We start from the raw sequence: 26,284 nt of genomic DNA on the forward strand, positions 1-26,284 counted from the left end.
TAGGATGAATGAGCTCCATAGTAAAACGAACCCCGCCCTTTGGTCGGGTCGCACCTCAGACAGGCAGGAGTACCTGCACGAAAAGGTCCGCCTAGCCGGCCCCGGCTTGAATACAAAAGTCAGGACTGATGCCCATTCCTTTGTCCTCCTGGGTTATGCCTGCGATGAAGGGGTCAGGCGGAACGGGGGACGTGTCGGCGCTGCAGAAGGGCCGGATGCCATCCGCAGAGAATTGGGGAAAATGGCCAACCACCTCCCATCGCGGGTCGAGTTGATCGATATGGGAAATGTAGTCTGTCCTGAAGGTGATCTGGAAAAGACCCAGGAGGTCCTTTCGCGCCTTGTTGCAAAGACGGTTGGACAGGGAGGTATCCCCCTGCTCCTGGGAGGCGGACATGATATTTCCTACGCCCATTACAGTGGCCTACGATCGGCCCTGCCGCGATCACAAAGCCTGGGCATCATAAATTTCGATGCACACTTCGACCTCAGGACTAACCAAAATGGCAACCATTCTGGCAGTCCGTTTTATCAGATCGCCATGGATTGCCAGAAGGATGATCTCGACTTTCATTATCTCTGCCTGGGGATACGCAGGGAGGCAAACCCACCGGAGTTATTCCAACGGGCAGAGGAACTTGGGGTAGACTATATGGAATTGCAAGAATTCAGTATGCTCCGATGGGATGAAGTCTCAAAAAGGCTTGGCAACTTTCTAAGTACAACAGATAAGGTGTATGTCACCGTAGATATGGACGGCTTCTCCTCAGCGTTTTCGCCAGGGGTGAGCGCCGCCTCTCCAGTAGGCTTTAGCCCGGAGATCGCATTGGCCTGCCTGCATCAAATTGTTATATCAGGAAAATTGCTGGGGATGGACGTGGCTGAGACCAACCCTAAATACGACAGGGACCAGCAGACCGCTAAACTCGCGGCCGGGATCATTCATCGCGTCATGCATGAGACAAGTCTACTCTAGCCAGGACTTGTAGTACTTCCCGTCATCCAGATTGAGGGCAGTCTGTGTGAGCTGTAGAGGTTTGAAGGTGTCGATCATCACCGCCAGCTCCTCCGTGCCCTTCTTACCAATACTCGCCTCATAGGTGCCCGGATGTGGCCCGTGAGGTATCCCCGCCGGATGCAGGGAGATATACCCCTTGTCTATCCCTTTCCTGCTCATAAAGTCCCCGTCCACGTAATACAGTACCTCATCCGAATCGATATTCGAGTGGTTGTAAGGGGCTGGAATCGCCTCAGGATGATAATCGTACAGCCTGGGGCAGAATGAGCACACCACAAAGGCACCTGTCTCAAAGGTCTGGTGTACCGGTGGTGGCTGGTGAACTCTACCGGTGATAGGCTCAAAATCGTGTATGGAAAAGGCGTAGGGATAATTATATCCGTCCCAGCCTACAATGTCGAAAGGATGGGTGGCATAAACCAGGTGGTGCAGATGGCCCTGTTTTTTGACCTTGATTACAAAATCTCCTTTTTCGTCATGGGTCTCCAGGTTTTGTGGCAATCTGAAATCCCTTTCGCAAAACGGCGAATGCTCCAGGTGCTGCCCAAACCAGTTGCGGTATCTCTTCGGGGTATAGATCGGGTGGTAGGACTCTGTGATCAACAGGCGGTTGTCCTCCGAATCGAATTGGATCTGATAGATCATGCCTCTGGGGATCAGGATGTAGTCACCATATCCAAAGGGGATCTCTCCCAGCATGGTCTTCAGGGTACCCGAACCCTGGTGGATAAAAAGCAACTCATCCGCGTCTGCGTTCTTGTAAAAGTAATCCTTCATGGACTTTCTCGGAGCCGCCAAACCTACGTGCACATCCCCGTTGAAGAGGATCACTTTCCTGCTCTGCAGGTAATCATCCTCAGGGGGGAGTTCCAGGCCCTTCAATAAACGCGATTTCACGTGGTATTGCACGGCGGCCTTTGGACTGATATCGATCGTCTTTTCTATCTCTTTCACCTGCGTAGGCCGATGGATATGGTACATAAGAGAAGACATCCCATCGAAACCTATTGTTCCGAATAATTGTTCGTAATACAGACTGCCATCAGGCTTTTTGAAGGTGGTGTGTCTCTTGTGCGGAATCTTCCCTAATTTGTGATAAAGCGGCATGGTGCAATGGCTTTTAATTAGGCTATAAAATTACAACAATTACAGGCGACTAAAAAATTGGAGACCTCTCTATAAACCCGGGGAAATTTTGCTGCTTCAAGCGGGAAAAATAGAACCGTATCCCCCTGAAAAGAAAAAAGCCTCCCAACTTGGAAAGCCTTTCATTGGTGGTCACTGATCGCTCAGTGTACAACACCGGTCCCACTCTCGTGGAACCCAACACAACAAGGCAAAGATAGGAAAGGTTTTCTAATCGCACGATATTGCTTCCATTTATTTATGGCCATCTGGCCGATTAAATGACAGAATTCTCAGACAAACTCATTATAACTTATTGATTATTAGCGCTATTTGACTGTCACACATCGACAAAGTACAGCTGTTCACTGAATTTAGAAATTCGGTCTATGTCGATGAAAAACCCTCCTTCAGGTTTAATCGCAGTTTTAGTATTCCTTCACCGAACAACCTGGTCCATTCATCGATAGCTTAAATTTTTTGAGAACACCAAAGTTAATTTTAATGAAGGTTGACCCCAAATCGGCCTGTAAACACCTACAACTATGAACACAAGAAATTTTATAATAGGGATTATCGCATTCTCCATGATTTCCTGTATGGAAGACGTGACCACAGTATACGAGCAGCCCTTGCCTGAAACTGTTGTCCCGGATATACCCGAGGAAGAATCCGCACAACCAGCCCAGGAAGCCAATCCCGAAAAGGCATATGAGTGGCTGATCCACATGCAGGGCACCAATGGACTGGTAGAAAGCTCTGAGTTCACAAACTTTGTTTCACTCTACGACAACGCATTAGCGGCCCTGGTCTTTATGGCTGAAGGAGATCTTGAGCGTGCAGAACAAATCCTTGATTTCTTTAATGACAGGCTACATTCAGAATTTGAGTCCAATCAGGGAGGGTTCTTTCAGTACCGGGATACCTCTGGCGAACAGGGATCCAGAATCTGGATGGGAGACAACGCCTGGCTCTTGCTGGCTCTGAACCAATATCACGAAATCTCCCAAACCAACCGATATGAAATCCTGGCAAATGAACTGGAGACCTGGTTGCGTTCCCTGCAGGAAGAAGACGGAGGACTTAAAGGTGGTACAAATGAAGACGGGAGTGCCATTCCCAGGGTAACGGAAGGGATCATCACTGCTTTCAACGCAGTAAAGGGTTTTGATGAATTTCACGAAAAGATACTCCTGTTCCTCAGTGAACAGAGATGGGATACCGAATGGCAGGTGCTTACCACAGATTCTGAGAATCCAGCATACGAACATGCCCTGGATCTTTACTCCCTTGGCTATCTCATTCTGGAGGATTTCCCAAAATCAGTCCTGCACAAAGCAGATCGATTCCTCACAGCACATACTCCTGCTTCACGGAGTACGATGATTACCGGTTATTGCTTCGATGAAGACAGGGACGTCGTATGGCTTGAAGGTACTGCCCAGATGGCTCTGGCTTTTCAAACTGCACAGGAGACTGGGAAAATGGAAGAAATTCTGTACGACCTTGAAGGGACATTTTTAGTCAGTGAAATTAATCAGGAGGTCATAGGATTACCCTACACCACCAATCCCGGAACTAACTTTGGTGCCGTTGCCTTATGGGATCACGCGGATAAAGCCGCCACTGTTTCCTCCACGTCCTGGTATTTATTTGTGAAAAACAACTTCGACCCCTTCCGGTTAGAGAAAAACAAACAAATTCCCGAGCATTTGAAATTCTGGTCGGCTACGGAAGCTGATTAATGCGGGCTCGAATTTTGCCATTTCCTTAACAGCAAAGCCCTTTCAAATCCTTTAATTTTACGAAAAAGAGGCTATGAAAGATTCTGCAATGTTCTGGGTAGGGAGTACCACTCTCGTCCTGCTGACCGTCACCATCATGGCAGCTATGGACTTTCCCTTTAACTGGGTATTCTATATCACCGTCTTGGGTCAGGTTATGATCGTCTATATGGTATACCGTGTCCTGACGGATAATTACACCACCTCAAAGACCTTTGAGGATTTCTATGAAGATCACCCGATCAGGGAGTAATTTACTTTGCTAATTGCAATTCCTTATCCTTCTTTGATTTACCGGGGGCATTCATGCCGAGTTCAGGGATCACTAACAACGGCACCTGGGTGTGGAAGGCCATCCTGCGAACCACGGGTTCTCTGGTCATTCGTTCCATATAGCTGTGCTGGTAATTCAGCATGGCCAACAGGTGAATATCCAACTCGTCTGCAAAGACTTCCAGGGTCTTGGAAACGGAATTGAGTTCGGAAACGGTGTGGACATAATGATCGATCTTATCGAAATACTTCCTCAGCATGTTGAGGTTAAACTGCTGTATCTCTGATAGCGCGCGAATTTTGTTCTGAACATAGACGATCCTAATCGAGGCCTTAAAGCTTTTGGCCAGTTCAATAAGAGGCTGAAGTTCCGAACGACTGTAATAACGCTTGAAATCCGTCGCAAAGACCAGTTCCTGTGGTTTTACGTAATCAAAATCCTTAGGGATGGTCAGCACCGGACATTCCTTTACTGCCTTGATGATCCGAACCGTGTTACTACCCAGGAAGACCTCATCTACTCCTGAGGCTCCTTTGGTCCCGGTTACCACCAGGTCGATCCCCTCATTCTCCACCATATTCCTGATCTCTTCCACGAGGATGTTAAAAGACGATCTGAGTTTAAAGGTGTGCTTTTTATTCCTGAAATTCTCTTTGATCTTGGTCAGGATCTCTTCCAGGCCTTTTTGGGAGTTCTCCCTACTACCCTCATCCAGTGGGCTCGACTGGGCATTGGAGGCCATAAACCTGCTGCTGGGAATCACAGGGGTGTAGGTGTTCAACAAATGGAATTCACATTCCTCTTTCTTAGTCAGCTCAAGGATATACCGGATGGCATTCCATGAATTATCCGAAAAATCTGTGGGTAATAAGATGCGTTTCATAGGGATTTCTCTACAGTCACAGGGGTAAAAATAGAGAAGCCGTCCAGCGGAAACAATGACATTTATCAGGTTTGACAGGGGCTCCCGGGAGATGGAGAAATTGTGATATTAAATCGGTAAGGAACTAGGTAGAGAAGATCCTGTCAGAAGCCGTCCACCAGATCGCGGAGTTTCTTTTCATCCTGGACTCCGATCTTTTTCCCGGAAGTCTTGATGTATTTCTTCTTCTTGAATTCAGAAATGATTCTGATACAGGACTCTGTGGCGGTCCCCACGACATTGGCAATATCTTCCCTGGAAAGGGTAATGCTCAGGTAACCCTCTGCGTCTTCCCCAAAATTGTCTCTGAGATATAAGAATGCCTCTGCGATGCGTTGTTTCACTGTTTTTTGCGACATGTTTACAATCACGTCATCAGCTTCACGAAGATCATGCGCCATGTGCCGGAGTACCTCCACCGTAAAATTCGGGTTTTGATGCAAGGCGTCGACGATTCCCTCTTTAGGGATGTAACAGACCTCCATATCGCTCACAGCCACAGCGCTAAGATTGGAAGATTCCTCAGCGATCACAGAGCGTTGTCCCATGACCTCGCCCTTGCTGGCGAGTTTAACGATCTGGTCCTTGCCATTGGCGCTGAGTTTGGAAAGCTTTGATACCCCATCTCGAACACAAAAGACACCATTGAGTTTTTCACCTTCGGAAAATATAGGATCTCCCTTCTTGATGATCTTGGTGGTTTTGGTATCCGAAACCCGTTTTAGCTCTTCTTTGCTCATAGCCCGCAAAGAATTGAATTGCCTGATGATGCAATTCTCGCATCTGCTTTTCATGAGGTACTTATTTCAATATTCTAAGGTACGACAATTTGAAGATTTCCCCATGGAACTCACGGGATTTTTCTGATTGGTAATACCGATTCGCCCGAGGCGAGGTGAAACGCTTTAACCTGACTAATATCATGTTTTAGGGCTTCTCTTAATCGCATCTTTGCACCCAGGTATGAAGCAAATCTATGGATAAAGAGCTCTGTTTTCACTGTGGGCTCCCCTGTGATGATGATACGGTCCTGTTTCAGGACAAGTCTTTTTGTTGCCCGGGTTGCAGAACAGTGTATGAGATATTCGACTCAAATGATCTCAGGTATTATTACGACCTGCAATCGGCTGCGGGAATCACTCCCAATTACACTCCGGGGAAATTCGATTTCCTGGGTGAACCCGAGATCGCAGAGCAACTGCTCGAGTTCAATGACGGAAGGCACGGGATCATCAACCTCTACATCCCCACCATGCATTGCAGTTCATGTATTTGGGTCCTGGAGAACCTGCAAAAACTGGCACCCGGGATTGTTCAGTCCCAGGTCGACTTTCCCAAAAAGACCGTAAGGATAACCTTCAATACAGATGAAGTATCCCTAAAGGATATAGCCATTTTGCTCGCCCGGATCGGGTATGAACCCACTATATCTCTTGCGGATTCAGGGCGAAAGGAAAAAACGGAGGACAAGAAACTTATCTATCAACTCGGGGTAGCGGGTTTTGCGTTCGGGAATATCATGTTCCTTTCCTTCCCTGAATACTTTGAAGTTGAAGAGTTCTGGCTAGAGCAGTATAAAGTTCTTTTCCGATGGCTGATGTTTGCCTTCTCCCTTCCCGTAGTATTCTACGCGGGACAGGACTATCTCATATCAGCCTACAAAGGTCTCAGGAGCAAATTCATGAATATAGACGTGCCTATTGCGCTCGGGATCCTCGTCCTCTTCATCCGCAGCACCCTGGAGATCACATTCGACTGGGGCAGTGGATTTTTTGACAGTTTGAGCGGACTCGTCTTCTTTCTCCTGCTGGGGAAGTATTTTCAAAAACGCACCTATTCCTTCCTCTCTTTTGAAAGGGATTATAAATCCTATTTCCCGGTAGCAGTTACCCGAATCGACCAGCAGGGTAGAGAGGAGATCGTACAGGTGAATCGGGTGATCAAAGGCGACCGACTCCTGATCAGGCACGGGGAGATCATACCTGTGGACGGGGTACTCGAGACCGGAGATGCAGAAATTGACTACAGTTTTGTCACCGGGGAGGCCAGGCCTGTCAACATAACAAAAGGTGAAAAGCTGTTTGCGGGCGGTAAGCAGCTCAGGGGACCCATAGAATTGCTGGCTACAGAAAATGTCTCACAAAGCTATCTCACCCGGCTGTGGAGCCACTCCGTTTTCGGTGAGAAATCTGAAAGCAAGTTCAAGACCCTGACAGACCGCATCGGAAAAAGTTTTACCCTGGCGGTCCTTACTATTGCCCTTGTATCAGGGCTTTATTGGGCATTCACCGATCCTGCAGTGATCTGGAACGTCGTCACCGCCGTCCTGATCATTGCCTGTCCCTGTGCCATTGCCCTGGCTGCACCCTTTACCATGGGCAATATGTTGCGCATTTTCGGCAAGCGCAAATTTTACCTCAAGGATGCTGTCGTGATCGAAAAATTGGCAACAATAGACACAGTGATCTTTGATAAGACCGGGACCCTGTCCACCCGAAGATACGACCAGATAGAGTACGAGGGGAATGAACTTTCACCCCGGGAGAAATCCCTCTTGAAAAGTACCCTGAGAGCTTCCAACCACCCCCTGAGCCGTTCCCTGTACAACATGCTGAAAGAACAGGATATCACTGTTCTCGACTCTTATGAAGAACACATGGGACAGGGGCTTTACGGGAGCAAAGGGGATGCCTCTATCAAAATAGGGTCTTCGGAGTTTGTCGATAACTGCACCTCTGCTACTCCTGACAAATCGGTGGTTCACCTGAGTACAAACGAACAATACAGGGGACATTTTATCCTTCACAGCCAGTACAGGGACGGGGTCTCCCAACTCATGTCAGAACTTGGAGAGCAGATGGAAATAGGGGTACTTTCAGGAGATCACGAGGGGGAGAGAAACCGCCTGGAAGCCTTGTTGCCGAACCTGACACCCATGTACTTCAACCAGAGTCCGGAAGATAAATTGTTCTTTGTCCGATCCCTGCAGGATTCAGGCAAAAAGGTCATGATGGTAGGTGACGGTCTGAACGATGCTGGAGCCCTGGCACAAAGCGACGTGGGCATCGCCCTCTCAGAGGATATCAATGTCTTTTCCCCTGCTTGTGACGGTATCCTCGATGCGTCTAAGTTCAAATTCCTGGGCACCTATGTTGATGCCTCAAAACAGGCCATGCGCATTGTCAAAATTAGTTTTGTGCTGTCTCTGTTCTACAACCTCATCGGTTTGTATTTCGCCGTAACCGGCCAGTTGATGCCCGTTGTGGCAGCCATCCTCATGCCCCTGAGTTCGATCAGTATAGTGGCCTTCACCACCCTGGCGACCAACTGGGCAGGAAGAAAAATTAAATAAGAAAACCTGATTTATGTCATTTTTTAAGGGTTTGAGCCAAAGTAGTTTTACGCCGGAATTCAGGTAGGTATGAGTGTTATTTATGTGTTACTCACCATTAGTATAGTGGTAGCAATCCTTTTTTTTATTGCCTTCATCCACTCTGTAAGGAGCGGCCAATACGAAGATTCCTATACCCCATCGGTAAGGATGCTCTTTGAGGATGAATTGCTCAAAACCGATGATTCCAAAGACCCCACCGCCCTTGAAACCCAAAAGACCAATTCTAAAAGCAAACAATTGTAATTATGGAAGTACAGCAATTTAGTTACGACAACCAGATCGTAAAGAAATTTATCTATGCCACCCTTTTCTGGGGGATCATTGGTATGCTGGTAGGCCTTCTGCTGGCCTTTATGTTTATGTTCCCCAACCTCACGGATGGGATCTCCTGGCTCAGTTTCGGGAGGCTGAGGCCGCTGCACACCAATGCAGTCATCTTTGCCTTTGTCGGTAATGCCATCTTTGCCGGGGTCTATTATTCCACCCAGCGATTGCTCAAAGCTCGCATGTTCAGCGACTTTCTGAGTAATCTGAATTTCTGGGGATGGCAGGCCATCATCGTGGCTGCGGCTGTTACCCTGCCCCTGGGATATACGACTTCAAAGGAATACGCAGAACTGGAATGGCCTATAGATCTGGCCATTGCCGTGATCTGGGTCGCCTTTGGCTTGAACCTCATAGGCACCATGATCAAGCGGCGCCAAAGGCACCTGTATGTAGCCATCTGGTTCTACCTGGCCACCTTTGTGACCGTTGCGGTGCTTCATATTTTCAACAGCCTGGAACTACCCATCAGCGCCCTTAAGAGCTATTCGGTTTACGCTGGTGTACAGGACGCCCTGGTGCAGTGGTGGTACGGGCACAATGCTGTTGCCTTCTTCCTGACCACTCCCTTCCTGGGGCTTATGTATTACTTTGTTCCCAAAGCAGCCAACAGGCCGGTCTATTCCTACCGCCTGTCTATCGTGCACTTCTGGTCCCTGATCTTTATTTATATCTGGGCAGGACCCCACCACCTGCTGTACTCTGCCCTGCCAGACTGGGCACAAAACCTGGGAGTTGCCTTCTCCGTTATGCTGATCGCACCTTCCTGGGGTGGTATGATCAACGGACTGCTGACTCTCAGAGGAGCCTGGGATAAGGTTCGCGTTGATCCTACCCTGAAATTTATGGTGGTCGCTATCACAGGATACGGGATGGCCACTTTTGAAGGCCCCATGCTCTCCCTGAAAAACGTAAATGCAATTGCGCATTTCAGTGACTGGGTCATTGCACACGTGCATGTGGGAGCCCTCGCCTGGAACGGATTCCTGACCTTCGGTATGATCTACTGGTTGGTGCCAAAGATGTTCAAGACCCGCCTCCATTCGCTGCCCATGGCCAATTTCCATTTCTGGATTGGCACTCTTGGGATCATCCTCTACGCCCTGCCCATGTATGTGGCTGGATTCACACAGGCCCTGATGTGGAAGGACTTCAACCCGGATGGCAGCCTGGTGTACGGAAACTTCCTGGAAACTGTAAATGAGATCATGCCCATGTATTGGATGAGAGCCATAGGAGGATCCCTCTACATTATCGGCTTTATCGTAATGCTGTACAACATTGTGGTCACCGTACGCTCGGGCAGTGCCGTGGTCGATGAGCAAGCAGAAGCCCCTGCCCTCACCAGGGTGTCCTCCAGAAGAACGGTTGGAGAGACCTTCCACACCTGGCTGGAGCGCAAACCTATACAGCTGACCATTCTGGCCACTATCGCCATTCTCATTGGAGGGATCATACAGATCGTTCCTACCATCCTGGTGAAATCCAACATCCCGACCATCACCAGCGTAAAACCCTATACGCCTCTTGAATTGGAGGGGCGCGACCTCTATATACGCGAAGGCTGCGTCAGCTGCCACTCCCAAATGGTTCGTCCTTTCAGAAGCGAGGTGGAGCGATACGGGGAATACGCCAAAGCAGGGGAATTTGTCTATGACCATCCCTTCCTCTGGGGCAGTAAGCGCACCGGGCCAGACCTGCTGCGCGTGGGAGGCAAGTACTCCGATAACTGGCACCTGAACCATATGTACGACCCACAGAGTATGTCTGCCGGTTCCATTATGCCTGCCTACCAGTGGCTGGTAAGGGATGAGCACGACCGAAGTGCAATTCAGGACAAGATGCGGGCCATGGTATCCCTCGGTGTTCCTTATACGGAGGAGGACATCAATAATGCCTTCGCCTCCATGGAAGAACAGGCATTGCAGATCGAGATGAACCTGTATACAGATCCCGATTTTGCCAGGACATACGAAGAAGACAAGGCCAGGGCCTTGGAGGAAGGCAGGGAATTCGTGGAAATGAAAAACCGGGAGATCGTAGCCATGATCGCCTATCTCCAACGCCTGGGCACGGATATAAAGGTCAAGGAGACCGATCAACTCTTAACTGAAAACAAATAAGTCATGCTGAAATTCGTCAAAAACCATATGGAGAGTATAGATGGAATAGCCACATATCCCATGATCTCCCTGCTGATCTTTTTTGTCTTCTTTGCCCTGTTGTTCTGGTGGGTCTTTACGGCCTCCAAAGAGCATATCAAAGAAGTAAGTGAAATCCCATTAGATGATAATCAACCAAAATAAAAGGACATGAGAAATTCAACACCCTGGTGGATCAGGATCCCATTAATTTTCTTCTTTATTTTCGGCCTTGTCGAATACTACGTGGATTCGGGCGATAAGCCAGCCTTTATCGAATACCCCATGGTACAGTTGTTCCTGTTCATGGTGCTACTTATCCTGATCGCCATTGAACTCATCGTGAATTCGGTAGAAAATGTGCTCTTTCAGACCCTGCCGGAAGACGCCAAGGAACGATACCTCAACGCAAAGTCCGGTTCCTGGTCCTGGGCTTGGGGCAAGAGGATGTACAAAAAACTCCTGGGATCAAGGCCTATTGAGGAAGAAGGGGAGATCATCCTGGACCACAACTATGACGGCATCAAAGAACTCGACAACAAACTTCCGCCCTGGTGGGTGTATCTCTTTTATGCCACCATCCTGTTCGGGGTGGTCTATATGGCCCGCTTCCACGTGTTCAATGACTACACACAGGATCAGGAATACGAGATGGAGGTAGCCTCGGCCCAGGCCGCTATAGAAGAATACCGAAGGACCGCCAAGGATCTGGTAGACGTCAATACGGTGACCCTCCTGACAGATGCATCCGACCTGAATGCAGGTAAGGTGATCTTCGAGACCAATTGCGTGGTGTGCCATATGGCAGACGGTGGCGGGGGTATCGGACCGAACCTTACAGATGATTACTGGATCCTCGGAGGAGGCATAAAGAATGTCTACCGGACTATCTCAGAAGGGGGACGGGACGGAAAGGGAATGATCGCCTGGAAACAATCGCTTAAACCGGCCGAAATAGCGCAGGTAGCCAGCTACCTGCTCACCTTCCAGGGCACGACCCCTGCCAATCCCAAGGCTCCTGAAGGAGAGATCTGGATAGATGAAAACGCCCCGAAAGAGGTGAGCCCACAGGAAGAGACTCTATCGGATTCTACTGATGTGGTCATGAACGAATAAGAGAGTAAAGGGCTGTACTTGTGGCTGATAATGAACGATTCCGGGATTCCATAGGGACCATCAATGAAGAAGGCAAGCGAGCCTGGGTGTTCCCAAAAAAACCTGCAGGCAGGTTTTACGAGTATCGGAAATACGTCAGTTATGTGCTGCTGGTATTCCTTTTTGCGGCTCCCTTTGTCAAGATCAACGGAAACCAGTTCCTGATGTTCAACGTGCTGGAAAGGCGGTTCAATATCTTTAGCTACCCATTCTGGCCCCAGGATTTTCACTTATTTGTCATCTCCATGATCACAGGGGTGATCTTCGTGGCCCTGTTCACTGTGGCCTATGGCAGGATATTCTGCGGATGGATGTGCCCCCAGACTATTTTTATGGAAATGGTCTTCAGACGGATAGAGTACTGGATAGACGGGGACAGGGGAGCCCAGATGAGACTGGCCAGGCAATCCTGGAATGGGGAAAAGATCCGGAAGCGAGTCTTGAAATGGAGTATTTTTTTCCTTATCTCCTTTCTGATCGCCAATGTGTTCCTCGCCTACCTCATCGGCAGCGATACCCTGATCCGTTATATAACCGAAGGGCCATTGCAACACCTCAGTACCCTGGCCTCCCTCCTGATCTTTACGGGAGTATTCTACTTTGTCTTTGCTTGGTTCAGGGAACAGGTCTGCATCATTGCCTGCCCCTACGGCCGGTTACAGGGGGTTCTGCTCGATAATAAATCCATCGTTGTGGCCTATGACCACAAAAGGGGAGAAGCGGAAAAGGGCAGGAAGAAATTCAGGAAAGGAGAGGACCGCGAAGCCCTTGGATACGGGGATTGTATCGACTGCTTTCAATGCGTACACGTCTGTCCGACAGGGATAGACATCCGCAACGGCACCCAACTGGAATGTGTGAATTGTACGGCCTGTATTGATGCCTGCGATGAAATCATGGAAAAGGTAAATCTTCCCAAAGGGCTGATCCGCTACGCCAGCGAGGATAATATAGAAAAGAAAGCAAAGTTCTCCTTTACGCCGAGGATGATGGGATACTCCGCAGTGCTTGTTGTCCTAACCGGGATTTTGGTCGGGATGCTCTTCCTCAGGAACGATCTGGAAGCTGCTATTTTGCGCCTACCGGGTCAGTTGTACGAACGAAAGGAGGGGAATATCATCAGCAATGTGTACACCTTCAAACTCATCAATAAGACCACCCGGGATGTGGAGGATGTCAGCTTTAAACTGCTCTCCCACCCCGGTAAGATCGAGGTGGTCACGCACAGGAATTTCAAGGTTCCAGCAGAGCAGTTAACGGAAGGCACATTATTTATAGAAATCAACACCGGAGACCTGGATACAGATAAGGATAAACTGAGTATTGGAGTGTTCAGCGGGGAAACACTGCTGGAAACTGCTACGACGCGTTTTCTAGGGCCGAGGAATTATTATTGAAATCAAAATTGAACTGGTAAAACAAAGATTATGAAACTGAATTGGGGAACGGGTATCGTACTGGCCTTCGTAGGATTTATAGGGTTTATACTGTTTTTTGTAGTCAGGATGAGCCTGGATGACAGGTCGAATCACGACCTGGTGACGGAAGACTACTACAAAAAAGAACTGGTATTCCAGCAGGATATCGATGCGATGAAAAAGGCGAAGGCTCTGTCCTATCCACCCCGAGTGGAAAAGACCGAAGCCGGCATGCTCATCCATTTCCCGGAAAATATGTCTCCTGAAAAAATAGAAGGTAAAGTGTCCCTGTACAGACCGTCCAATAAACACTTGGATTTCGACTTACCCATAAGTGTATCCAAACCAAATTTGCTCATACCTGACAAACGTTTATTGGATGGTCGCTGGGACATGGATGTAAGGTGGACCTATGAAGGAGAAACCTATCTATTAAGGGAGCATTTTACCTATTGATTAAACGTAATGATCTACACTGCATTTCTATTAGGGTTACTTGGAAGCCTCCACTGTGTGGGAATGTGCGGCCCTATTGCCTTTATGCTTCCTCTTGATCGGGGCAGCAAGCCCAGGATGTTCGGGCAGCTATTCCTGTACCACGCTGGCAGGATCTTCTCCTACAGCCTGATGGGGCTCATTTTCGGTTACTTTGGCAAGGGACTTTACCTCTTTGGTATACAGCAAAACCTGTCCATAGCAATTGGTATCCTGATCCTTCTGGTCCTGGTGATCCCCAAGAAGTTTGTCCGGCGTTTTGAGATATCCCGACCTGTCTACCGGTGGGTCGGCAAACTCAAATCCGGTCTTGGAGATGCGTTGAAAAAAAGAACAGCTGATACCTTTCTCACAATCGGAGTATTGAATGGCTTTTTGCCCTGTGGACTCGTCTATATGGCAGTCTTTGCTTCCATCGCAATGAGTTCTCCTGTACTCGGAGCTTCATATATGGCCTTGTTCGGTCTCGGAACCATTCCGCTCATGAGTTCTGCCGCCTATATTGGCGGAATCCTTCAGCCTGCGGTCCGGGCCAGGATCCGAAGACTAATTCCTATCTTCGTGGCAGTATTGGGGCTTCTGTTTATCTTAAGAGGCATGGGTCTTGGCATACCCTATGTTTCACCCAAACCGGCATCGCCCCAGGTCACAGCTCAAATGGAATGTCATCAACCCTAATGTACCCGTGTGATACAAACCGTATTCTGTAATAAAATTAAACTTACCCTATGAAAATAGTTTCCAAGACCGAGGCTGCTGCCATGGTCAAATCAGGAGACAGGGTGTTCCTTCAGGGAGCAGCCATGACCCCAAACACCCTGATGAATGCTGTCTGTGAACGGTATCAGGAATTGTCGGATGTAGAGATTATTTCCATCCATACCGAAGGAGATGTCCTCTATGCCACTCCACCCTATAACAAGGCTTTCAGGATCAATAGTTGCTTTGTCGGCGGGAATGTGAGGAAGGCTGTGAATACCAATAAAGGAGATTATATTCCCATTTTCCTCAGCGAGATTCACCTCCTATTCAGAAGGAATATACTTCCACTGGATGTTGCTCTTATTCAGGTATCGCCTCCGGACCGGCACGGGTATTGTTCCCTGGGTGTTTCTGTAGACGTGACCCTGCCGGCCATTCAGACCGCCAAACTCGTCATCGCCCAGATAAATCCCAGGGTACCGAGGACTCATGGAGATGGGATCATCCACCAGAGTGCGATTGATGCTGCCATAGAGATAGATAAACCCCTTCACGTGCATCCCATGGGATCCATTTCGGAGATAGAACACAAAATTGGTAAACATGTGGCCGAGCTGATCGATGACGGAGCCACCTTGCAGTTGGGAATAGGCAATATCCCCAATGCGGTACTGACGAACCTGGATAATCACAAGAGGCTGGGAATTCATACCGAGATGTTCTCTGATGGTCTCTTGCCCCTTGTGGAGAAAGGGGTGATCACAGGGGAGGAAAAAACCTTGAAATCAGGTCGAATCGTTACTTGTTTTGCGGCAGGTTCCCAAAAACTATATGATTTTGTAGATGACAACCCCATTGTTAATTTCAAGGAAGCAGCCTATACCAATGACACTAATGTCATCCTCCAAAACCCGAAAGTAACAGCTATCAACAGTGCCGTGGAAATTGATCTCACCGGACAGATCTGTGCTGACAGTGTGGGAACCAAACAGATCTCAGGGGTTGGAGGGCAAATGGATTTTATCCGGGCAGCCTCCCTCTCCAATGGGGGTAAACCCATCTTTGCCTTCACCTCCCAGACCAAGAACGGAGCTTCCAAGATCGTTCCCCTCCTCAAGAATGGAGCGGGAGTCACCACCACCCGTGCCCACGTGCATTATGTGGCTACGGAATACGGGGTGGTGAATTTATTCGGCAAGAACCTCCATCAAAGAGCCAAGGCCCTGATCTCAATTGCACATCCTAATCATCAGGAAGAGTTATCCAGGGCTGCATATGACAGGTTTGAACGCGACTAAAAATACAGAGATGGGACCTTTGAATACTTACATTGACCACACCCTGTTAAAACCGACTGCCACTGCAAAAGAGATCATCGATCTCTGCGAGGAAGCCAAAACGAACAGGTTTTTCGCTGTCTGCGTCAATAGCGGTTACCTGTCGCTGGCAGACAAAAACCTCCGTAATTCCGGAGTGAAACTCGCTGCGGTCATAGGGTTTCCCCTGGGTGCAATGGCGACTCAGGTCAAACTGAGTGAAGTACGCTATTGCCTGGACCAGGGTGCAGAGGAGATCGATATGGTCATAAATTTAGGCTGGCTGAGGTCCGGGATGCATGAAGAGATCGTTGAAGAGATCCGGCAGATCAAGGAACTCATGGGATCACACACCCTCAAGGTCATCCTTGAAATATGTTACCTTTCGGAAGAAGAAATCCGGAAGGCCTGCGACCTTGCCCTGAGGGGAGGGGCCGACTTTGTCAAAACCTCCACGGGGTTTGGACCGGGCGGCGCAACCCTGGAAGCAGTTCGCATTATGAAAGAAGTAGTTGGTAATCGGGCAGAGATCAAGGCCTCCGGAGGTATCAGGGACAGGGAGACCGCCCTCGAATACATCAAGGCCGGGGCGACCAGGATAGGTACATCATCGGGAATAGAGATTGTAAAGGAACAATAAGAGAAATTATGGGTACGCATATCAATGCCCGCAAAGGGGATGTAGCCGAAACAGTATTATTACCAGGCGACCCTCTTCGGGCAAAATGGATAGCAGAAACCTTCCTGGAAGATGCCATATGTTACAACCAGGTAAGGGGCATGCTGGGTTTTACAGGGCATTATAAGGGGAAGCGCATTTCCGTGCAGGGAAGCGGCATGGGCGTTCCGTCTGCCTTGATCTATTACCACGAACTGATCACAAATTACAACGCCAAAACCCTGATAAGAGTGGGTACAGCAGGGAGTTTCCAGAAAGACATCGGTCTCAGGGATGTGATCCTCGCTATGTCTGCTTCTACTACCTCATCTATCAATGACGAGCGTTTCCCTTCTGCCCACTTCGCACCCACAGCCGATTTCGAACTCTTTCAGAAGGCCGTGGAATTCGCCAGATCGCAAAAAATACCCATCAAAGCCGGGAATATACTCACACACGACATGTATTATGAAGATGATATGGAGGATTACAAACGATGGGCTGCCTATGGAGTATTGTGCGTGGAGATGGAGACAGCCGGGTTGTACACGATTGCTGCCAGGCAGGGAGTAAAGGCACTTTCTGTCCTCACAATTTCAGACTCCCTGGTAACCGGCAAGGTTACCTCCCCTGAAGACAGAGAGCAGAGTTTTAGCGATATGGTAAACATCGCTTTGAATATTGCCTGAAATACATCTCATGCATTTATGAAATGAAAGAAAACCGAGATAAGTACCGCCTTCAAGCCCCTGAATCAGCATTCCTGGAAGGTCCCTTATCCCGAATCCGGGAGCTTTTGTTCACCTTCAGGGTGCAGTGGAGTTTTATTAAAGGTTTTCGCAAGATGCACTTTATCGGGCCCTGTGTGACTATTTTCGGGTCTGCGAGGTTTGATGAGGAGAACCCCTATTACAAGAAAGCTGAAGAGATCGGAGCGGAAATGGCAAAGCTGGGATTTACGGTCATGACGGGCGGAGGACCCGGGATCATGGAAGCGGCCAACAAGGGGGCCTACGAGGCCGGAGGGTATTCGGTAGGGTGCAATATAATCCTCCCTTTTGAACAAAAACCCAACAGATTCCTGCATCGCTGGATCGATATCCGCTATTTCTTTGTCCGCAAGTTCCTGCTGTTGAAATATTCTTACGCCTTTGTGGTCATGCCCGGAGGGATGGGGACCCTGGACGAGCTGTTCGAATCCCTCACTCTGATACAGACCAAAATGATCCAGAATTTCCCGGTGGTCATCTTCGGATCTGAATACCACAAAGAACTTTGCCAGCACATTGAAGTGATGGCAGAAAATGAAAGTATCAGCCCGGAAGACATGAAGCTCCTCTTTGTTACAGATTCCGTGCCCGATCTAGTGGAACACATCAGGCTCTACGCCATTAAACGTTTTCACCTCGTGAAAAAACCTGTATCCCCAAGCTGGTGGTTGGGGGAAAAGAAAAAGAAAGGGACTTTGCATTCCCTCCCAGTGGAATAATGATATACCGCCACCTCCCAAATATTGGTGTGAAAGCTGTATTCTCTGAGTGCAGGAGATTCAGATACCTCCTGAACCTCACCGATACCACTCGTCATCCTTCTAAAACGGTTTGTGTGGTCATGCAGAACCCGAGTATAGCGGATGAAGAAGTGGCCGATAAATCTGTACAATTCCTTGAACAACTGATCTTTAAAAAGGACTTGCCTGAATTCAAGGGGGTCCATAGTTGCAGCATCGTCAACCAATTTGGGAAGGTACAGACCACAAACTTCCGGGGCGGAACGGGGGATATCGGCGTGGAAAACGACCGGCATTTGGAGGAGGCCATTGAAGAAGCAGACATCGTTCTTATCGCCTGGGGAAAGAAAAATGCCTATGAGTCACGGAAGGAGTTCATAATGGAACTCCTCAGGAGATCGGGTAAAAAGACTGTTCTGGAAACAAGGAAGCATCCCTCCAGGGGCCATTACCGGGACTTTATCGTTCCCCTGGCTCTTTAAAAATCTTTTCTTTTAGCAACAAATACAATCCGCCATACAGGAAGGACCGTCCACATCAGTAGCATTAGGGCAGAAATGACCAGGCCGGCATTCGTCCCGAAGAATTGTTTGAATACCGCACCTGTGTATCCCAGCAAGGCAGAGATATCGAGCTTTAGGAGAATGAGTGTCCTGGACAGGTCGACGGGATTCAGCAAAGTAGCTACCAGCGAAAAGTTGTCGAGGGGATATTCTTCAAATAGGATGAGAGAGATCAGGAACAGGCCGTCATAGATCACTGCCATAAACAGCCAGAGAAGCACCGCATAGCCAAAGCCTTTAATCCTGTTCTCATTGGAGATGGCAATATTGAAAGCCAGGGCCGTAAAGATCATGGTCAGGAACGCCCCGGTAACCAGAAGAAGGGTAAAGTCGAATATAGCATTACTCTTAAACAAGCCATAGATCACAAAGGGTATCCCCAGGCCAAAAACCAGACTAAACGTAAGGGAGCCGGCCACTCCTAAATACTGTCCTAGAAAAATGGATCGGCGGGGAATTGGCTGGGCGAGCAGGAGTTCTGTGAATTCCTTGGAATTGTAGCAGTACATGATCCCAAAAATGGTCCCGATCAGAGGGACCAATACAATGATAATATTCATCAGCGTAATCACGGCCTTGGAAACATCGTTATTCAAAAAGAGAAGCACGAATCCCAGCAAGAGGTAAAACAAAAAATAGACGTAGCTCCACCGGCTTCGCATCAGATCGTAAAAACTGTATTTCAGTATTTTAAGCATCAGCAGTGGTGGTTGTTAAAGCCGCTATGGCGTGTTCCAGATTCTTCTGTTTGGTCATCTTTTTCAATTCCTCCACGCTGCCCTGAAAGTAGATTCGACCCTCCAGAAGGTAGATGACCTCATCCGCTATCTCCGCGACGAATTCCATGATATGCGAGGTGATCAGGATGGTCTTCCCCCGGGAGTGTTCTTCCCGGATCAATCTCTTCAGCCGGATCAGCGCAGCAGGGTCGAGTCCGGTCGTAGGTTCATCGAGGATCAGCAGGGGGCAGTCGAACATAAAGGTAAGGACGATATTCACCTTTTGTTTCGTCCCTCCTGAAAGGGTGGAAAGCCGTTTCTGCATATGGGGCTCAAGGCCAAAAAGCTCCACGAGTTCCTCCTGCCTGTCGGGCCTTTGCCTTAGGTCCCTGATCATGTCGAAGAGTTCCCTGACCCTCACATTTCCGGGAAAGTCAGCGATCTGAGGCATATAGTTGATCTCCGACCTGTATTTCCAGGTACGCCTGATCGGGGTATCCATGACCTCTATAGAACCCTTATCGGGGATGACCATGCCGAGTATACACTTGATCAATGTGGTTTTACCCGATCCGTTTGGCCCCAGGACAGCAATGATGCCACCCTTCCCGATTTGAAGGTCCAGTCCGTCGAGGACCTGATTCTTACCAAATTTTTTATAGAGGTTTTCTACTTTGATCATTGCTGTTTCTTCATCATTGGGTTCGCATCTACCAGGTTATCCGGGGTAAAGACAGGAGATACTTTTTCTGAAAAGTCGATGATATCCATAAAAAGGCTGCGCAGTAAAATAATGGTCTCCGGTGTTCGATTCACAATATAGGAAAACAGTTTTACCGGGCGATAGGGCACATCCCCTACCCCGTCCTTATCCAGGTCATAGCCTGTGTATTCACTCCAGTAATTCCCGTCGAATATATTGTCGTTCATCTTGCTATTGTATGAAATATCAAAGGAGTTGTAGAGGAAGTTGTTCCTGCTGAAGGTATTCGTGTAACAGGCCCCCAGGACTTTCACGGCCCAGCCGTTCTTGATAAAGTCATTGTCTGAATAGACCACCCTGTTGGATCCGTCTATATTGATGCCAATCGTATTTTCCTCAAAGGTATTCCCGCTGATCTCCGCATCGTTGATCTCCTTGAGTAACAAGCCGAAGGACGCACTGCCCCAGTTCTTGCGAAAGGTATTCCCGACCATCCGGATATTCCTCGAGAACATGACGGCTACCCCAGCCCCGTTATCCTCGAAGGTATTCCCTGTATAAATGTCGTTGTTTGAAAACATAAAGTGCAGGCCGTACCTGAGGTTTTTGGTGCTGACATTATCAGCGATCCTGACCTCATCGGCAAACTCTAGGTAGATCCCATCCCTCACACCCTGTACGTGATTACCTTCTACATCCACATGTTTGGAATACCAGAGCTGAATCCCATTGCCCGAATTGTATTCATCAGTAGCATCTCCAAGGATCCTGTTGTTCACGACCACGCCGTGGTCGGATCTTTCCAGGTAGATTCCGAAAAAGAGGTTCTCGAGGGTCACGTTCTGGATGCGGTAATGCCGACTTTTAACCACACGAATGGCTGCCCAGTCGGTCATATAGCTGGTGCCTACATTCCTGATCGTCAGCCCGTCAACGGTTACACTGTCGGAAACGATCCTGAGGATCTCCCCCCTGTCTTCCCCATCTATTACAGATCCGGGTTCACCCTGGAGGATTAGGGGTTTGTTTACCACGATATTGAATTCTTTATAAATTCCCTCACGGATCAGCAGGGTATCCCCCTTCATCCCAGCCTCTATTCCGTCTTTCAATGTTTTCACCTCACAAGTGGGACAGATTTCAATACGCCCGGGATTTTGAGCGAACACAGAAGTCGCAAATGAGAAAATCAGAAAGTAGAAGGTGGCCTTCATCCGTTCTTTATCAATTATTCAAGGTATTTCTTTTGAAGTTCGGCCCAGCTTAACAGGATCCCGGTATTGGCTTCCCGCACCCTTTCTGCATCCACCTGATTCTCAAACGCCGAGAGGAAGGCTCCCATCGGACTCGGAATGTCCTCACTGATCAGGTAGGTGGCTTCCTGAGCGCTGACTAGCTTCCCGGGGGTCACATAATCATTTACCAGAAACAGGGCGATCTCAGAAATATCCTCTTTGTTTAACTGATTCATCATGCACTCTACTGCATCAAATTTGAACACCTTGCCCTTGGAGGTTACAAATTCTGCGGCGTGCTGCCTGTCTACAATGGTCATGCTGCAAAAATGGCAACCGTCCATCCCGTACTGAATGGGTTCAGGCTTGATCTCACAGGAGGTCAATAAGATCAGAAAACTTAGGAATAGGTATCTGAGTATTTTCATTTCTTCTCAAGTTCAGGTGAACAATCGTTTCGATCTCTGGTGTTTCCGCCCGAGGAAAAAGGCAACAACCGTCAGCATCATCCCTGTGAACATGAACCAGGCTCCTGTTGCAGGCAGGGAGGTGACATCGAAATTCAGCATCTTCGTATGCCCAAACAGGGGTGGCTTATAAGTCATGGGCGTACCGTCCGGATTGGCGAGCTTCATAATGGCATTGGGATCCAGATTGGTTCCATAATCTACCATCCAGGCGTTGAAGTCATACATCCCCAGTACCCCCAGGACAGACATGATGAGGAACCAGCCCAGGAACCATGGGTATTTCAGCTTACCGATTAATGCCAGCAAGCCGATCAGGGATCCCAAAAATACCATGACACCTATGATGATCGGAAAGGTACTGAATTCCCACATGTCTTCAGGTTTGGGAAGTGTCTTCATCCCTATATAGTGGTTCAGGCCATCGATATTCTGGATATCGAATTCATTGACGTCCCTGATCCCGTCTATGTGGATATGGATCCCCAGAGGATCGGGATATTGGGGCGCCCCGAGCATGATTGTCCACAATGGAAAGACATACAATCCGACCAGGAACAAAGGACCCAGGATCATCAGTATACTCGCTTTTTTCATGATCTTATTGCATTTGAAAGATTCTTTTACCCAGCAAAAAAGCGGGCAGGCTTACGCTTCTACCCGCTTTTCAACTCATGGGAAATCAATATTATTCACCCAGTGACCAGGACAATTCCACATTGGAATTAGCCGGAGATACGCGAACATATCCCTGCATTTCCTGGTGCAGAGCCGAACAGAAGTCGGTGCAATAGAATGGCCATACCCCTACTTGTTTGGGTTCCCAAAGCGTGGTCTTGGTCTGGCCCGGCATCACCAGGATCTCAGAGGTATTTTGCCCGATGATCGAAAAACCATGGGGGACATCAAAGTCCTGTTCGTGGTTGGTAATATGGAAATACACCTTATCCCCTACCTTGATACCCTCTATATTATCAGGAGTGAAGTGGCTTCGGATGGTCGACATATAGACATGTACCTCGTTTCCACTGCGCTCTACTCTTGCCTGATCCGGACTCGGGGTGACGTATGCGTGCTTGTTCTCGTCTAACCGGTAAATTTTCTTGGATCTTGGCTCCAGCAACTCAGCAGGACAACCCGCAGCATAGTGGGGTTCCCCGTGGGTTGGGAAGTCGTACAGCAACTCCATCTTTTCACCGGAAATATCATAGATCTGGGCAGAGTGCTCCATTTCCGGACCTGTTGGCAGGTAGCGGTCCTTGGTGATCTTATTCATGGCCACCAGATACTTGGCAAAAGGTTTCCTTGAATTTCCTCCCGGGATCATCAGGTGTCCCACGGAGTAATAAGTGGGTTTCCTGTCGAGTACTTCCCAGGTACCCACATTCCATTTCACAACTTCGGAAGAGATGAAGAAGGTGGTATAAGCGTTACCTCTGTCGTCAAATTCGGTGTGTAATGGGCCTAATCCTCCACTTTTTACGGTTCCTGCAAGTACCTCTTCGAACTTGAGAATAGGAATTCCATAGGCCTCTCCGTCAAATTTTTCACCTTCTATCGCTGCCATCATCTTATCAAAGGAATGTACAGTTATATCGGCAGACAACTTACCGCTACCAATGATATACTGACCTGTGGGATCCACGTCACATCCGTGAGGGGATTTTGGAGTGGGAAGCAGGTAAATCGCTCCGGGTACTTCTGTTGGATCAACGGTAATGACCTCTTTTTTCATCGTAGAGGTACCTGTATGGGTGTGTTCATCGTAGACGTTATGGGCGTAATTGGCAGCCATCTTTGTACCGCCGCCGTTCTTCACATACTCTTCTATCTTCATCCAGTTCACAGCGGCAATAAAATCCTTGTCATTCTGTGAAGCCATAACTTCCAGGAGGGAATTGGCCTCTTCGGTATTATAGGTGGAGAAGAAGAACCAACCGTGAGATTTAGCTCTTCCCGGACGAGAAAGGTCATAATTGAATCCGGGCATCAGAACCTGAAATTCAAGGTTGAGACGGCCATTATCAGGAGCCACACTCACAAAGGAAAGGGCTCCCTTGAAGTTGCCTTTGTACTCATTGATCGGCATATCTCGTTGTGGAACTGGTACTGAAAAACGGGTTCCCGCCACGACATACTCTGTATTCTCAGTGATAAAGGAAGAACTGTGGTTCCCTGCACTATTGGGGATCTCGATGATCTCCTCGGTCTCAAAAGTGCTCAGGCTCACCCGGGCCAGACGGGGCGTATTGTTTCCGTTTACAAAGATCCAGCGACCATCGAGTTCTCCATTGGTCTGGGAGATATCAGGGTGGTGCAGGTCATCCCAGGGCACAAAACCAAAGGAGGTGTTGAGCATGGGCTTGGTCTCTTCAGAATAGCCATATCCGGAAGTTGGGAACTGCGAGAAAACGGGGATTTCTTTGAACATACGTCCGGAAGGTAATCCGTATACTGTTAGGTTACCACTATAACCCCCGGACAGGAAGGCGTAATAGGTATCCCTTTCACCGGGCGCGACGTACACCTTTTCGGCCGCACTGGAGGATAAGGCCCCATTTGATTTGCCCGAGTCGTTACAGCCGATGAAGACCATCGCCAGTCCGAGCAATCCAAGTATTGAATATCTGACTTTTTTCATTGTATTTGATTTAATTGATTCATGGTTTCTTTATTATTCTGAAGGAGGCAACATTACCTTGTCTACGACATGGACAATTCCGTTCCCAGCTTCAATACTGGCAACGATCTTTGCACCGCCTACATAGACTTCACCGTCTTTCACTTCGATACCTACACTTTGGTCGTTGGCCTGCCCCAGCTTTTTGAATTTCATCAGGAAATCCTTGCTATAGTTACCAGGTGTAACATGGAATTTGAGGATGTTGGCCAGGGCATCTTTGTTTTCCGGTTTCAAAAGGTCTTCAACGGTTCCGGCAGGCAGGGCGTCAAAAGCTGCGTTGGTTGGTGCGAATACCATTAATGGTCCCGCGTTTACCAGCGCATTTTCCAGGTCAGCTGCCTGAACCGCGGCTACCAGAGTGGTGTGGTCCGGCGAACCGATAGCAATCTGAAGCACGTTGGGAACAGATTCATCATCTTCGATAAAGGCCTGTCCCTGTTCTTTGGCTTCAGAGGTGGTCGCCGAGGGAGAAGCGGTGTCTCCCGAGGTCTTTCCTTCATTCTTGCAAGCCGTAAAAGCTACCAGAACCAGGAAGGATACCAGTATCAGTTTTAAAATGTTGGAAGTTTTCATAGGAATGTATCTTAAAGGGTTCTGAAATATTCTAGGATAGCACGGGCCTGTTCCTCGGTCAGATTCTGATTGGCCATGGCCGCTCCGTTAAACTCAACCAGGAGGTCTTTAGCGCAGCGGTCCTGCTCTACCATCAATTGTGGGTCCAGTATCATATTCATGATCCATTCAGGGCTGCGCCTTTCCATGATGCCTTTTGGGCTTGGGCCGATAAACCGCTTGTCTATCTTGTGACAGGCCGTGCAATTGGTCTTGAAGATAGCTTCGCCTTGGGCGACCATCTCGGTATTGATCTCAGGGTCCAGGGTAAGCTCTTTGATAGGCCCCACCCCTTTTTCATCCAGGGTGATTCGCTGGGAAGCAGGTACCTCATTGGTGGTCGCAGGTGTTTCTGTATTGACCTCAGAGGATTTGCTCCTTTCGACGCTGAATCCTTCTTTTTTTTCTTCTTTGTCCCCACAAGCGAACAGTAGCAGGGAGCATAATAAAACAATAGATCTTACAATGATTTTCATGGATTTACGGATTAATTTTCGGGGCTAAATTAGGGGTGGAGGAAGGGATAAAGTATGATAAATATCATATTTCGGATAATAATATCCTTTTATATTTTTCCTGAATTTTTAAGTAATACCCTTACCTTTATCACATGCTGAGTAACTCCTCAAAATACGCCCTCACAGCCGTCCTTTACCTCGCAGCGCATACGGATGACCGTCAAAAAAAAATGGTGAAGGACCTGAGTGCCTCCACCAATATCCCAAAAGCCTATCTGGCTAAACTGTTGCAACAACTTTCGAGACATAACATAATTTCAGCCACCAAAGGACCAAAGGGAGGGTATTACCTCACGGAAGAGAACAGAAACCTGCCGGTCTACAGCCTTATAGAGGTGATCGACGGCACGCAGCGGATGGAATCCTGTGTACTGGGAATTGAAGAATGTAATGCAGAACGGCCCTGTCCCCTTCACGACCATGTGTATCCGGCTCGAGATGCATTTCTGGGGACATTGAAGAAAATGACGATCGGAGACCTGTCACGGGACCTGAAGAACGGGAGTTCTTTTTTAACCGCGCAGCAATAGAATCACATCCGACATATA

At 48.4% G+C, this 26,284-nt stretch carries 28 protein-coding genes; 17 read left to right on the forward strand and 11 right to left on the reverse strand.

Annotation, left to right across the window (positions count from 1 at the left end):
* The first annotated feature begins 4 nt into the window (after positions 1–4).
* A complete protein-coding gene (gene hutG, locus IEV19_RS06340; protein WP_188369820.1) occupies positions 5–976 on the forward strand; it encodes a formimidoylglutamase in 972 nt (323 codons plus the stop codon).
* On the opposite strand, the gene IEV19_RS06345 is transcribed toward hutG, so the two are convergent.
* Positions 968–2,125 (reverse strand): homogentisate 1,2-dioxygenase, encoded by a 1,158-nt coding sequence (locus IEV19_RS06345; protein WP_188369821.1) that lies wholly within the window; start codon positions 2,123–2,125, stop codon positions 968–970. The two genes, hutG and IEV19_RS06345, sit on opposite strands and share 9 nt — an antisense overlap.
* A 563-nt stretch (positions 2,126–2,688) precedes the next feature.
* On the opposite strand from IEV19_RS06345, the gene IEV19_RS06350 reads away from it, so the two are divergent.
* Entirely contained in the window at positions 2,689–3,888 is a 1,200-nt protein-coding gene (locus tag IEV19_RS06350; RefSeq protein ID WP_188369822.1) for a hypothetical protein, read from the forward strand.
* Positions 3,889–3,961: 73 nt separating this feature from the next.
* Positions 3,962–4,180 (forward strand): hypothetical protein, encoded by a 219-nt coding sequence (locus tag IEV19_RS06355; RefSeq protein WP_188369823.1) that lies wholly within the window; start codon positions 3,962–3,964, stop codon positions 4,178–4,180.
* A gap of 1 nt (position 4,181) precedes the next feature.
* On the opposite strand, the gene IEV19_RS06360 is transcribed toward IEV19_RS06355, so the two are convergent.
* Complete coding sequence (locus IEV19_RS06360) at positions 4,182–5,084, reverse strand: universal stress protein (RefSeq protein ID WP_188369824.1); 903 nt, start codon at positions 5,082–5,084, stop codon at positions 4,182–4,184.
* 143 nt (positions 5,085–5,227) lie between these two features.
* Positions 5,228–5,917 carry a Crp/Fnr family transcriptional regulator gene (locus IEV19_RS06365; RefSeq protein ID WP_188369825.1) on the reverse strand — a complete coding sequence of 230 codons (690 nt, stop codon included), beginning with the start codon at positions 5,915–5,917 and terminating at the stop codon, positions 5,228–5,230.
* Positions 5,918–6,099: 182 nt separating this feature from the next.
* On the opposite strand from IEV19_RS06365, the gene IEV19_RS06370 reads away from it, so the two are divergent.
* The 13 genes from IEV19_RS06370 to IEV19_RS06430 all read left to right on the forward strand — a co-directional run bounded on the left by IEV19_RS06370 (position 6,100) and on the right by IEV19_RS06430 (position 18,718).
* A complete protein-coding gene (locus IEV19_RS06370; protein ID WP_188369826.1) occupies positions 6,100–8,475 on the forward strand; it encodes a heavy metal translocating P-type ATPase in 2,376 nt (791 codons plus the stop codon).
* Positions 8,476–8,544: 69 nt separating this feature from the next.
* Entirely contained in the window at positions 8,545–8,760 is a 216-nt protein-coding gene (gene ccoS / locus IEV19_RS06375) for a cbb3-type cytochrome oxidase assembly protein CcoS (RefSeq protein ID WP_188369827.1), read from the forward strand.
* Between the two features lie 2 nt (positions 8,761–8,762).
* Positions 8,763–10,964, forward strand: coding sequence for a cytochrome-c oxidase, cbb3-type subunit I (ccoN, locus tag IEV19_RS06380; protein ID WP_188369828.1), 2,202 nt, complete (start codon positions 8,763–8,765; stop codon positions 10,962–10,964).
* Between the two features lie 3 nt (positions 10,965–10,967).
* Positions 10,968–11,147 carry a CcoQ/FixQ family Cbb3-type cytochrome c oxidase assembly chaperone gene (locus IEV19_RS06385; protein ID WP_188369829.1) on the forward strand — a complete coding sequence of 60 codons (180 nt, stop codon included), beginning with the start codon at positions 10,968–10,970 and terminating at the stop codon, positions 11,145–11,147.
* A 6-nt stretch (positions 11,148–11,153) separates the two neighbouring features.
* The gene (locus IEV19_RS06390) at positions 11,154–12,098 is read left to right on the forward strand and encodes a cbb3-type cytochrome c oxidase N-terminal domain-containing protein (protein ID WP_188369830.1); all 945 of its coding nucleotides are present in this window, start codon (positions 11,154–11,156) and stop codon (positions 12,096–12,098) included.
* A 20-nt stretch (positions 12,099–12,118) separates the two neighbouring features.
* Positions 12,119–13,534, forward strand: coding sequence for a cytochrome c oxidase accessory protein CcoG (gene ccoG / locus IEV19_RS06395; RefSeq protein ID WP_188369831.1), 1,416 nt, complete (start codon positions 12,119–12,121; stop codon positions 13,532–13,534).
* 30 nt (positions 13,535–13,564) lie between these two features.
* A complete protein-coding gene (locus tag IEV19_RS06400) occupies positions 13,565–14,011 on the forward strand; it encodes a FixH family protein (protein ID WP_188369832.1) in 447 nt (148 codons plus the stop codon).
* A gap of 9 nt (positions 14,012–14,020) precedes the next feature.
* Positions 14,021–14,728: a sulfite exporter TauE/SafE family protein gene (locus IEV19_RS06405; RefSeq protein ID WP_188369833.1), complete on the forward strand. Its 708-nt coding sequence runs from the start codon at positions 14,021–14,023 to the stop codon at positions 14,726–14,728.
* A gap of 50 nt (positions 14,729–14,778) precedes the next feature.
* On the forward strand, positions 14,779–16,050 hold the full coding sequence (locus IEV19_RS06410; protein ID WP_188369834.1) for an acetyl-CoA hydrolase/transferase family protein: 1,272 nt from the start codon (positions 14,779–14,781) through the stop codon (positions 16,048–16,050).
* Positions 16,051–16,060: 10 nt separating this feature from the next.
* On the forward strand, positions 16,061–16,708 hold the full coding sequence (gene deoC / locus IEV19_RS06415) for a deoxyribose-phosphate aldolase (protein ID WP_188369835.1): 648 nt from the start codon (positions 16,061–16,063) through the stop codon (positions 16,706–16,708).
* Between the two features lie 8 nt (positions 16,709–16,716).
* The gene (gene deoD, locus IEV19_RS06420; protein WP_188369836.1) at positions 16,717–17,415 is read left to right on the forward strand and encodes a purine-nucleoside phosphorylase; all 699 of its coding nucleotides are present in this window, start codon (positions 16,717–16,719) and stop codon (positions 17,413–17,415) included.
* Between the two features lie 23 nt (positions 17,416–17,438).
* A complete protein-coding gene (locus IEV19_RS06425) occupies positions 17,439–18,215 on the forward strand; it encodes an LOG family protein (RefSeq protein WP_188369837.1) in 777 nt (258 codons plus the stop codon).
* A gap of 29 nt (positions 18,216–18,244) precedes the next feature.
* Entirely contained in the window at positions 18,245–18,718 is a 474-nt protein-coding gene (locus IEV19_RS06430; protein WP_188369838.1) for a DUF1643 domain-containing protein, read from the forward strand.
* Here the strand turns inward: IEV19_RS06430 and IEV19_RS06435 are convergent.
* From IEV19_RS06435 to IEV19_RS06470, 8 genes are all read right to left on the reverse strand, one after another.
* Positions 18,715–19,497: an ABC transporter permease gene (locus tag IEV19_RS06435; protein ID WP_188369839.1), complete on the reverse strand. Its 783-nt coding sequence runs from the start codon at positions 19,495–19,497 to the stop codon at positions 18,715–18,717. The genes IEV19_RS06430 and IEV19_RS06435 overlap by 4 nt on opposite strands.
* Entirely contained in the window at positions 19,490–20,200 is a 711-nt protein-coding gene (locus IEV19_RS06440; RefSeq protein WP_188369840.1) for an ABC transporter ATP-binding protein, read from the reverse strand. Before IEV19_RS06440 ends, IEV19_RS06435 begins: the two co-directional genes overlap by 8 nt.
* A complete protein-coding gene (locus IEV19_RS06445; RefSeq protein ID WP_188369841.1) occupies positions 20,197–21,435 on the reverse strand; it encodes a nitrous oxide reductase family maturation protein NosD in 1,239 nt (412 codons plus the stop codon). Before IEV19_RS06445 ends, IEV19_RS06440 begins: the two co-directional genes overlap by 4 nt.
* A 14-nt stretch (positions 21,436–21,449) precedes the next feature.
* Positions 21,450–21,884, reverse strand: coding sequence for a nitrous oxide reductase accessory protein NosL (locus IEV19_RS06450; protein WP_188369842.1), 435 nt, complete (start codon positions 21,882–21,884; stop codon positions 21,450–21,452).
* 12 nt (positions 21,885–21,896) lie between these two features.
* Entirely contained in the window at positions 21,897–22,520 is a 624-nt protein-coding gene (locus IEV19_RS06455) for a hypothetical protein (RefSeq protein WP_188369843.1), read from the reverse strand.
* 91 nt (positions 22,521–22,611) lie between these two features.
* The gene (gene nosZ, locus IEV19_RS06460) at positions 22,612–24,564 is read right to left on the reverse strand and encodes a Sec-dependent nitrous-oxide reductase (protein ID WP_188369844.1); all 1,953 of its coding nucleotides are present in this window, start codon (positions 24,562–24,564) and stop codon (positions 22,612–22,614) included.
* Positions 24,565–24,597: 33 nt separating this feature from the next.
* A complete protein-coding gene (locus tag IEV19_RS06465) occupies positions 24,598–25,179 on the reverse strand; it encodes a fasciclin domain-containing protein (RefSeq protein WP_188369845.1) in 582 nt (193 codons plus the stop codon).
* Positions 25,180–25,190: 11 nt separating this feature from the next.
* Positions 25,191–25,694 carry a c-type cytochrome gene (locus tag IEV19_RS06470; RefSeq protein WP_188369846.1) on the reverse strand — a complete coding sequence of 168 codons (504 nt, stop codon included), beginning with the start codon at positions 25,692–25,694 and terminating at the stop codon, positions 25,191–25,193.
* A 134-nt stretch (positions 25,695–25,828) separates the two neighbouring features.
* Here IEV19_RS06470 and IEV19_RS06475 point away from each other — a divergent pair, with 134 nt between their 5' ends.
* Positions 25,829–26,266, forward strand: coding sequence for an RrF2 family transcriptional regulator (locus IEV19_RS06475; RefSeq protein WP_188369847.1), 438 nt, complete (start codon positions 25,829–25,831; stop codon positions 26,264–26,266).
* Positions 26,267–26,284: the final 18 nt, after the last annotated feature.

Source organism: Muriicola marianensis (assembly GCF_014638095.1).
GTDB classification, from domain to species: domain Bacteria; phylum Bacteroidota; class Bacteroidia; order Flavobacteriales; family Flavobacteriaceae; genus Muriicola; species Muriicola marianensis.

Excerpts from the sequence above, each read along its gene's own strand:
- IEV19_RS06365 (WP_188369825.1), bottom strand. The coding sequence starts at position 5,917 with ATGAAAAGCAGATGCGAGAATTGCATCATCAGGCAATTCAATTCTTTG.
- IEV19_RS06470 (WP_188369846.1), bottom strand. The coding sequence starts at position 25,694 with ATGAAAATCATTGTAAGATCTATTGTTTTATTATGCTCCCTGCTACTG.
- IEV19_RS06405 (WP_188369833.1), top strand. The coding sequence starts at position 14,021 with ATGATCTACACTGCATTTCTATTAGGGTTACTTGGAAGCCTCCACTGT.
- IEV19_RS06370 (WP_188369826.1), top strand. The coding sequence starts at position 6,100 with ATGGATAAAGAGCTCTGTTTTCACTGTGGGCTCCCCTGTGATGATGAT.
- ccoS (WP_188369827.1), top strand. The coding sequence starts at position 8,545 with ATGAGTGTTATTTATGTGTTACTCACCATTAGTATAGTGGTAGCAATC.
- IEV19_RS06355 (WP_188369823.1), top strand. The coding sequence starts at position 3,962 with ATGAAAGATTCTGCAATGTTCTGGGTAGGGAGTACCACTCTCGTCCTG.
- IEV19_RS06385 (WP_188369829.1), top strand. The coding sequence starts at position 10,968 with ATGCTGAAATTCGTCAAAAACCATATGGAGAGTATAGATGGAATAGCC.
- IEV19_RS06445 (WP_188369841.1), bottom strand. The coding sequence starts at position 21,435 with ATGAAGGCCACCTTCTACTTTCTGATTTTCTCATTTGCGACTTCTGTG.
- IEV19_RS06390 (WP_188369830.1), top strand. The coding sequence starts at position 11,154 with ATGAGAAATTCAACACCCTGGTGGATCAGGATCCCATTAATTTTCTTC.
- IEV19_RS06350 (WP_188369822.1), top strand. The coding sequence starts at position 2,689 with ATGAACACAAGAAATTTTATAATAGGGATTATCGCATTCTCCATGATT.
- IEV19_RS06450 (WP_188369842.1), bottom strand. The coding sequence starts at position 21,884 with ATGAAAATACTCAGATACCTATTCCTAAGTTTTCTGATCTTATTGACC.
- IEV19_RS06435 (WP_188369839.1), bottom strand. The coding sequence starts at position 19,497 with ATGCTTAAAATACTGAAATACAGTTTTTACGATCTGATGCGAAGCCGG.
- IEV19_RS06400 (WP_188369832.1), top strand. The coding sequence starts at position 13,565 with ATGAAACTGAATTGGGGAACGGGTATCGTACTGGCCTTCGTAGGATTT.
- IEV19_RS06345 (WP_188369821.1), bottom strand. The coding sequence starts at position 2,125 with ATGCCGCTTTATCACAAATTAGGGAAGATTCCGCACAAGAGACACACC.
- IEV19_RS06440 (WP_188369840.1), bottom strand. The coding sequence starts at position 20,200 with ATGATCAAAGTAGAAAACCTCTATAAAAAATTTGGTAAGAATCAGGTC.
- IEV19_RS06360 (WP_188369824.1), bottom strand. The coding sequence starts at position 5,084 with ATGAAACGCATCTTATTACCCACAGATTTTTCGGATAATTCATGGAAT.
- hutG (WP_188369820.1), top strand. The coding sequence starts at position 5 with ATGAATGAGCTCCATAGTAAAACGAACCCCGCCCTTTGGTCGGGTCGC.
- ccoN (WP_188369828.1), top strand. The coding sequence starts at position 8,763 with ATGGAAGTACAGCAATTTAGTTACGACAACCAGATCGTAAAGAAATTT.
- deoC (WP_188369835.1), top strand. The coding sequence starts at position 16,061 with ATGGGACCTTTGAATACTTACATTGACCACACCCTGTTAAAACCGACT.
- IEV19_RS06425 (WP_188369837.1), top strand. The coding sequence starts at position 17,439 with ATGAAAGAAAACCGAGATAAGTACCGCCTTCAAGCCCCTGAATCAGCA.
- deoD (WP_188369836.1), top strand. The coding sequence starts at position 16,717 with ATGGGTACGCATATCAATGCCCGCAAAGGGGATGTAGCCGAAACAGTA.
- IEV19_RS06410 (WP_188369834.1), top strand. The coding sequence starts at position 14,779 with ATGAAAATAGTTTCCAAGACCGAGGCTGCTGCCATGGTCAAATCAGGA.
- IEV19_RS06455 (WP_188369843.1), bottom strand. The coding sequence starts at position 22,520 with ATGAAAAAAGCGAGTATACTGATGATCCTGGGTCCTTTGTTCCTGGTC.
- IEV19_RS06475 (WP_188369847.1), top strand. The coding sequence starts at position 25,829 with ATGCTGAGTAACTCCTCAAAATACGCCCTCACAGCCGTCCTTTACCTC.
- IEV19_RS06465 (WP_188369845.1), bottom strand. The coding sequence starts at position 25,179 with ATGAAAACTTCCAACATTTTAAAACTGATACTGGTATCCTTCCTGGTT.
- nosZ (WP_188369844.1), bottom strand. The coding sequence starts at position 24,564 with ATGAAAAAAGTCAGATATTCAATACTTGGATTGCTCGGACTGGCGATG.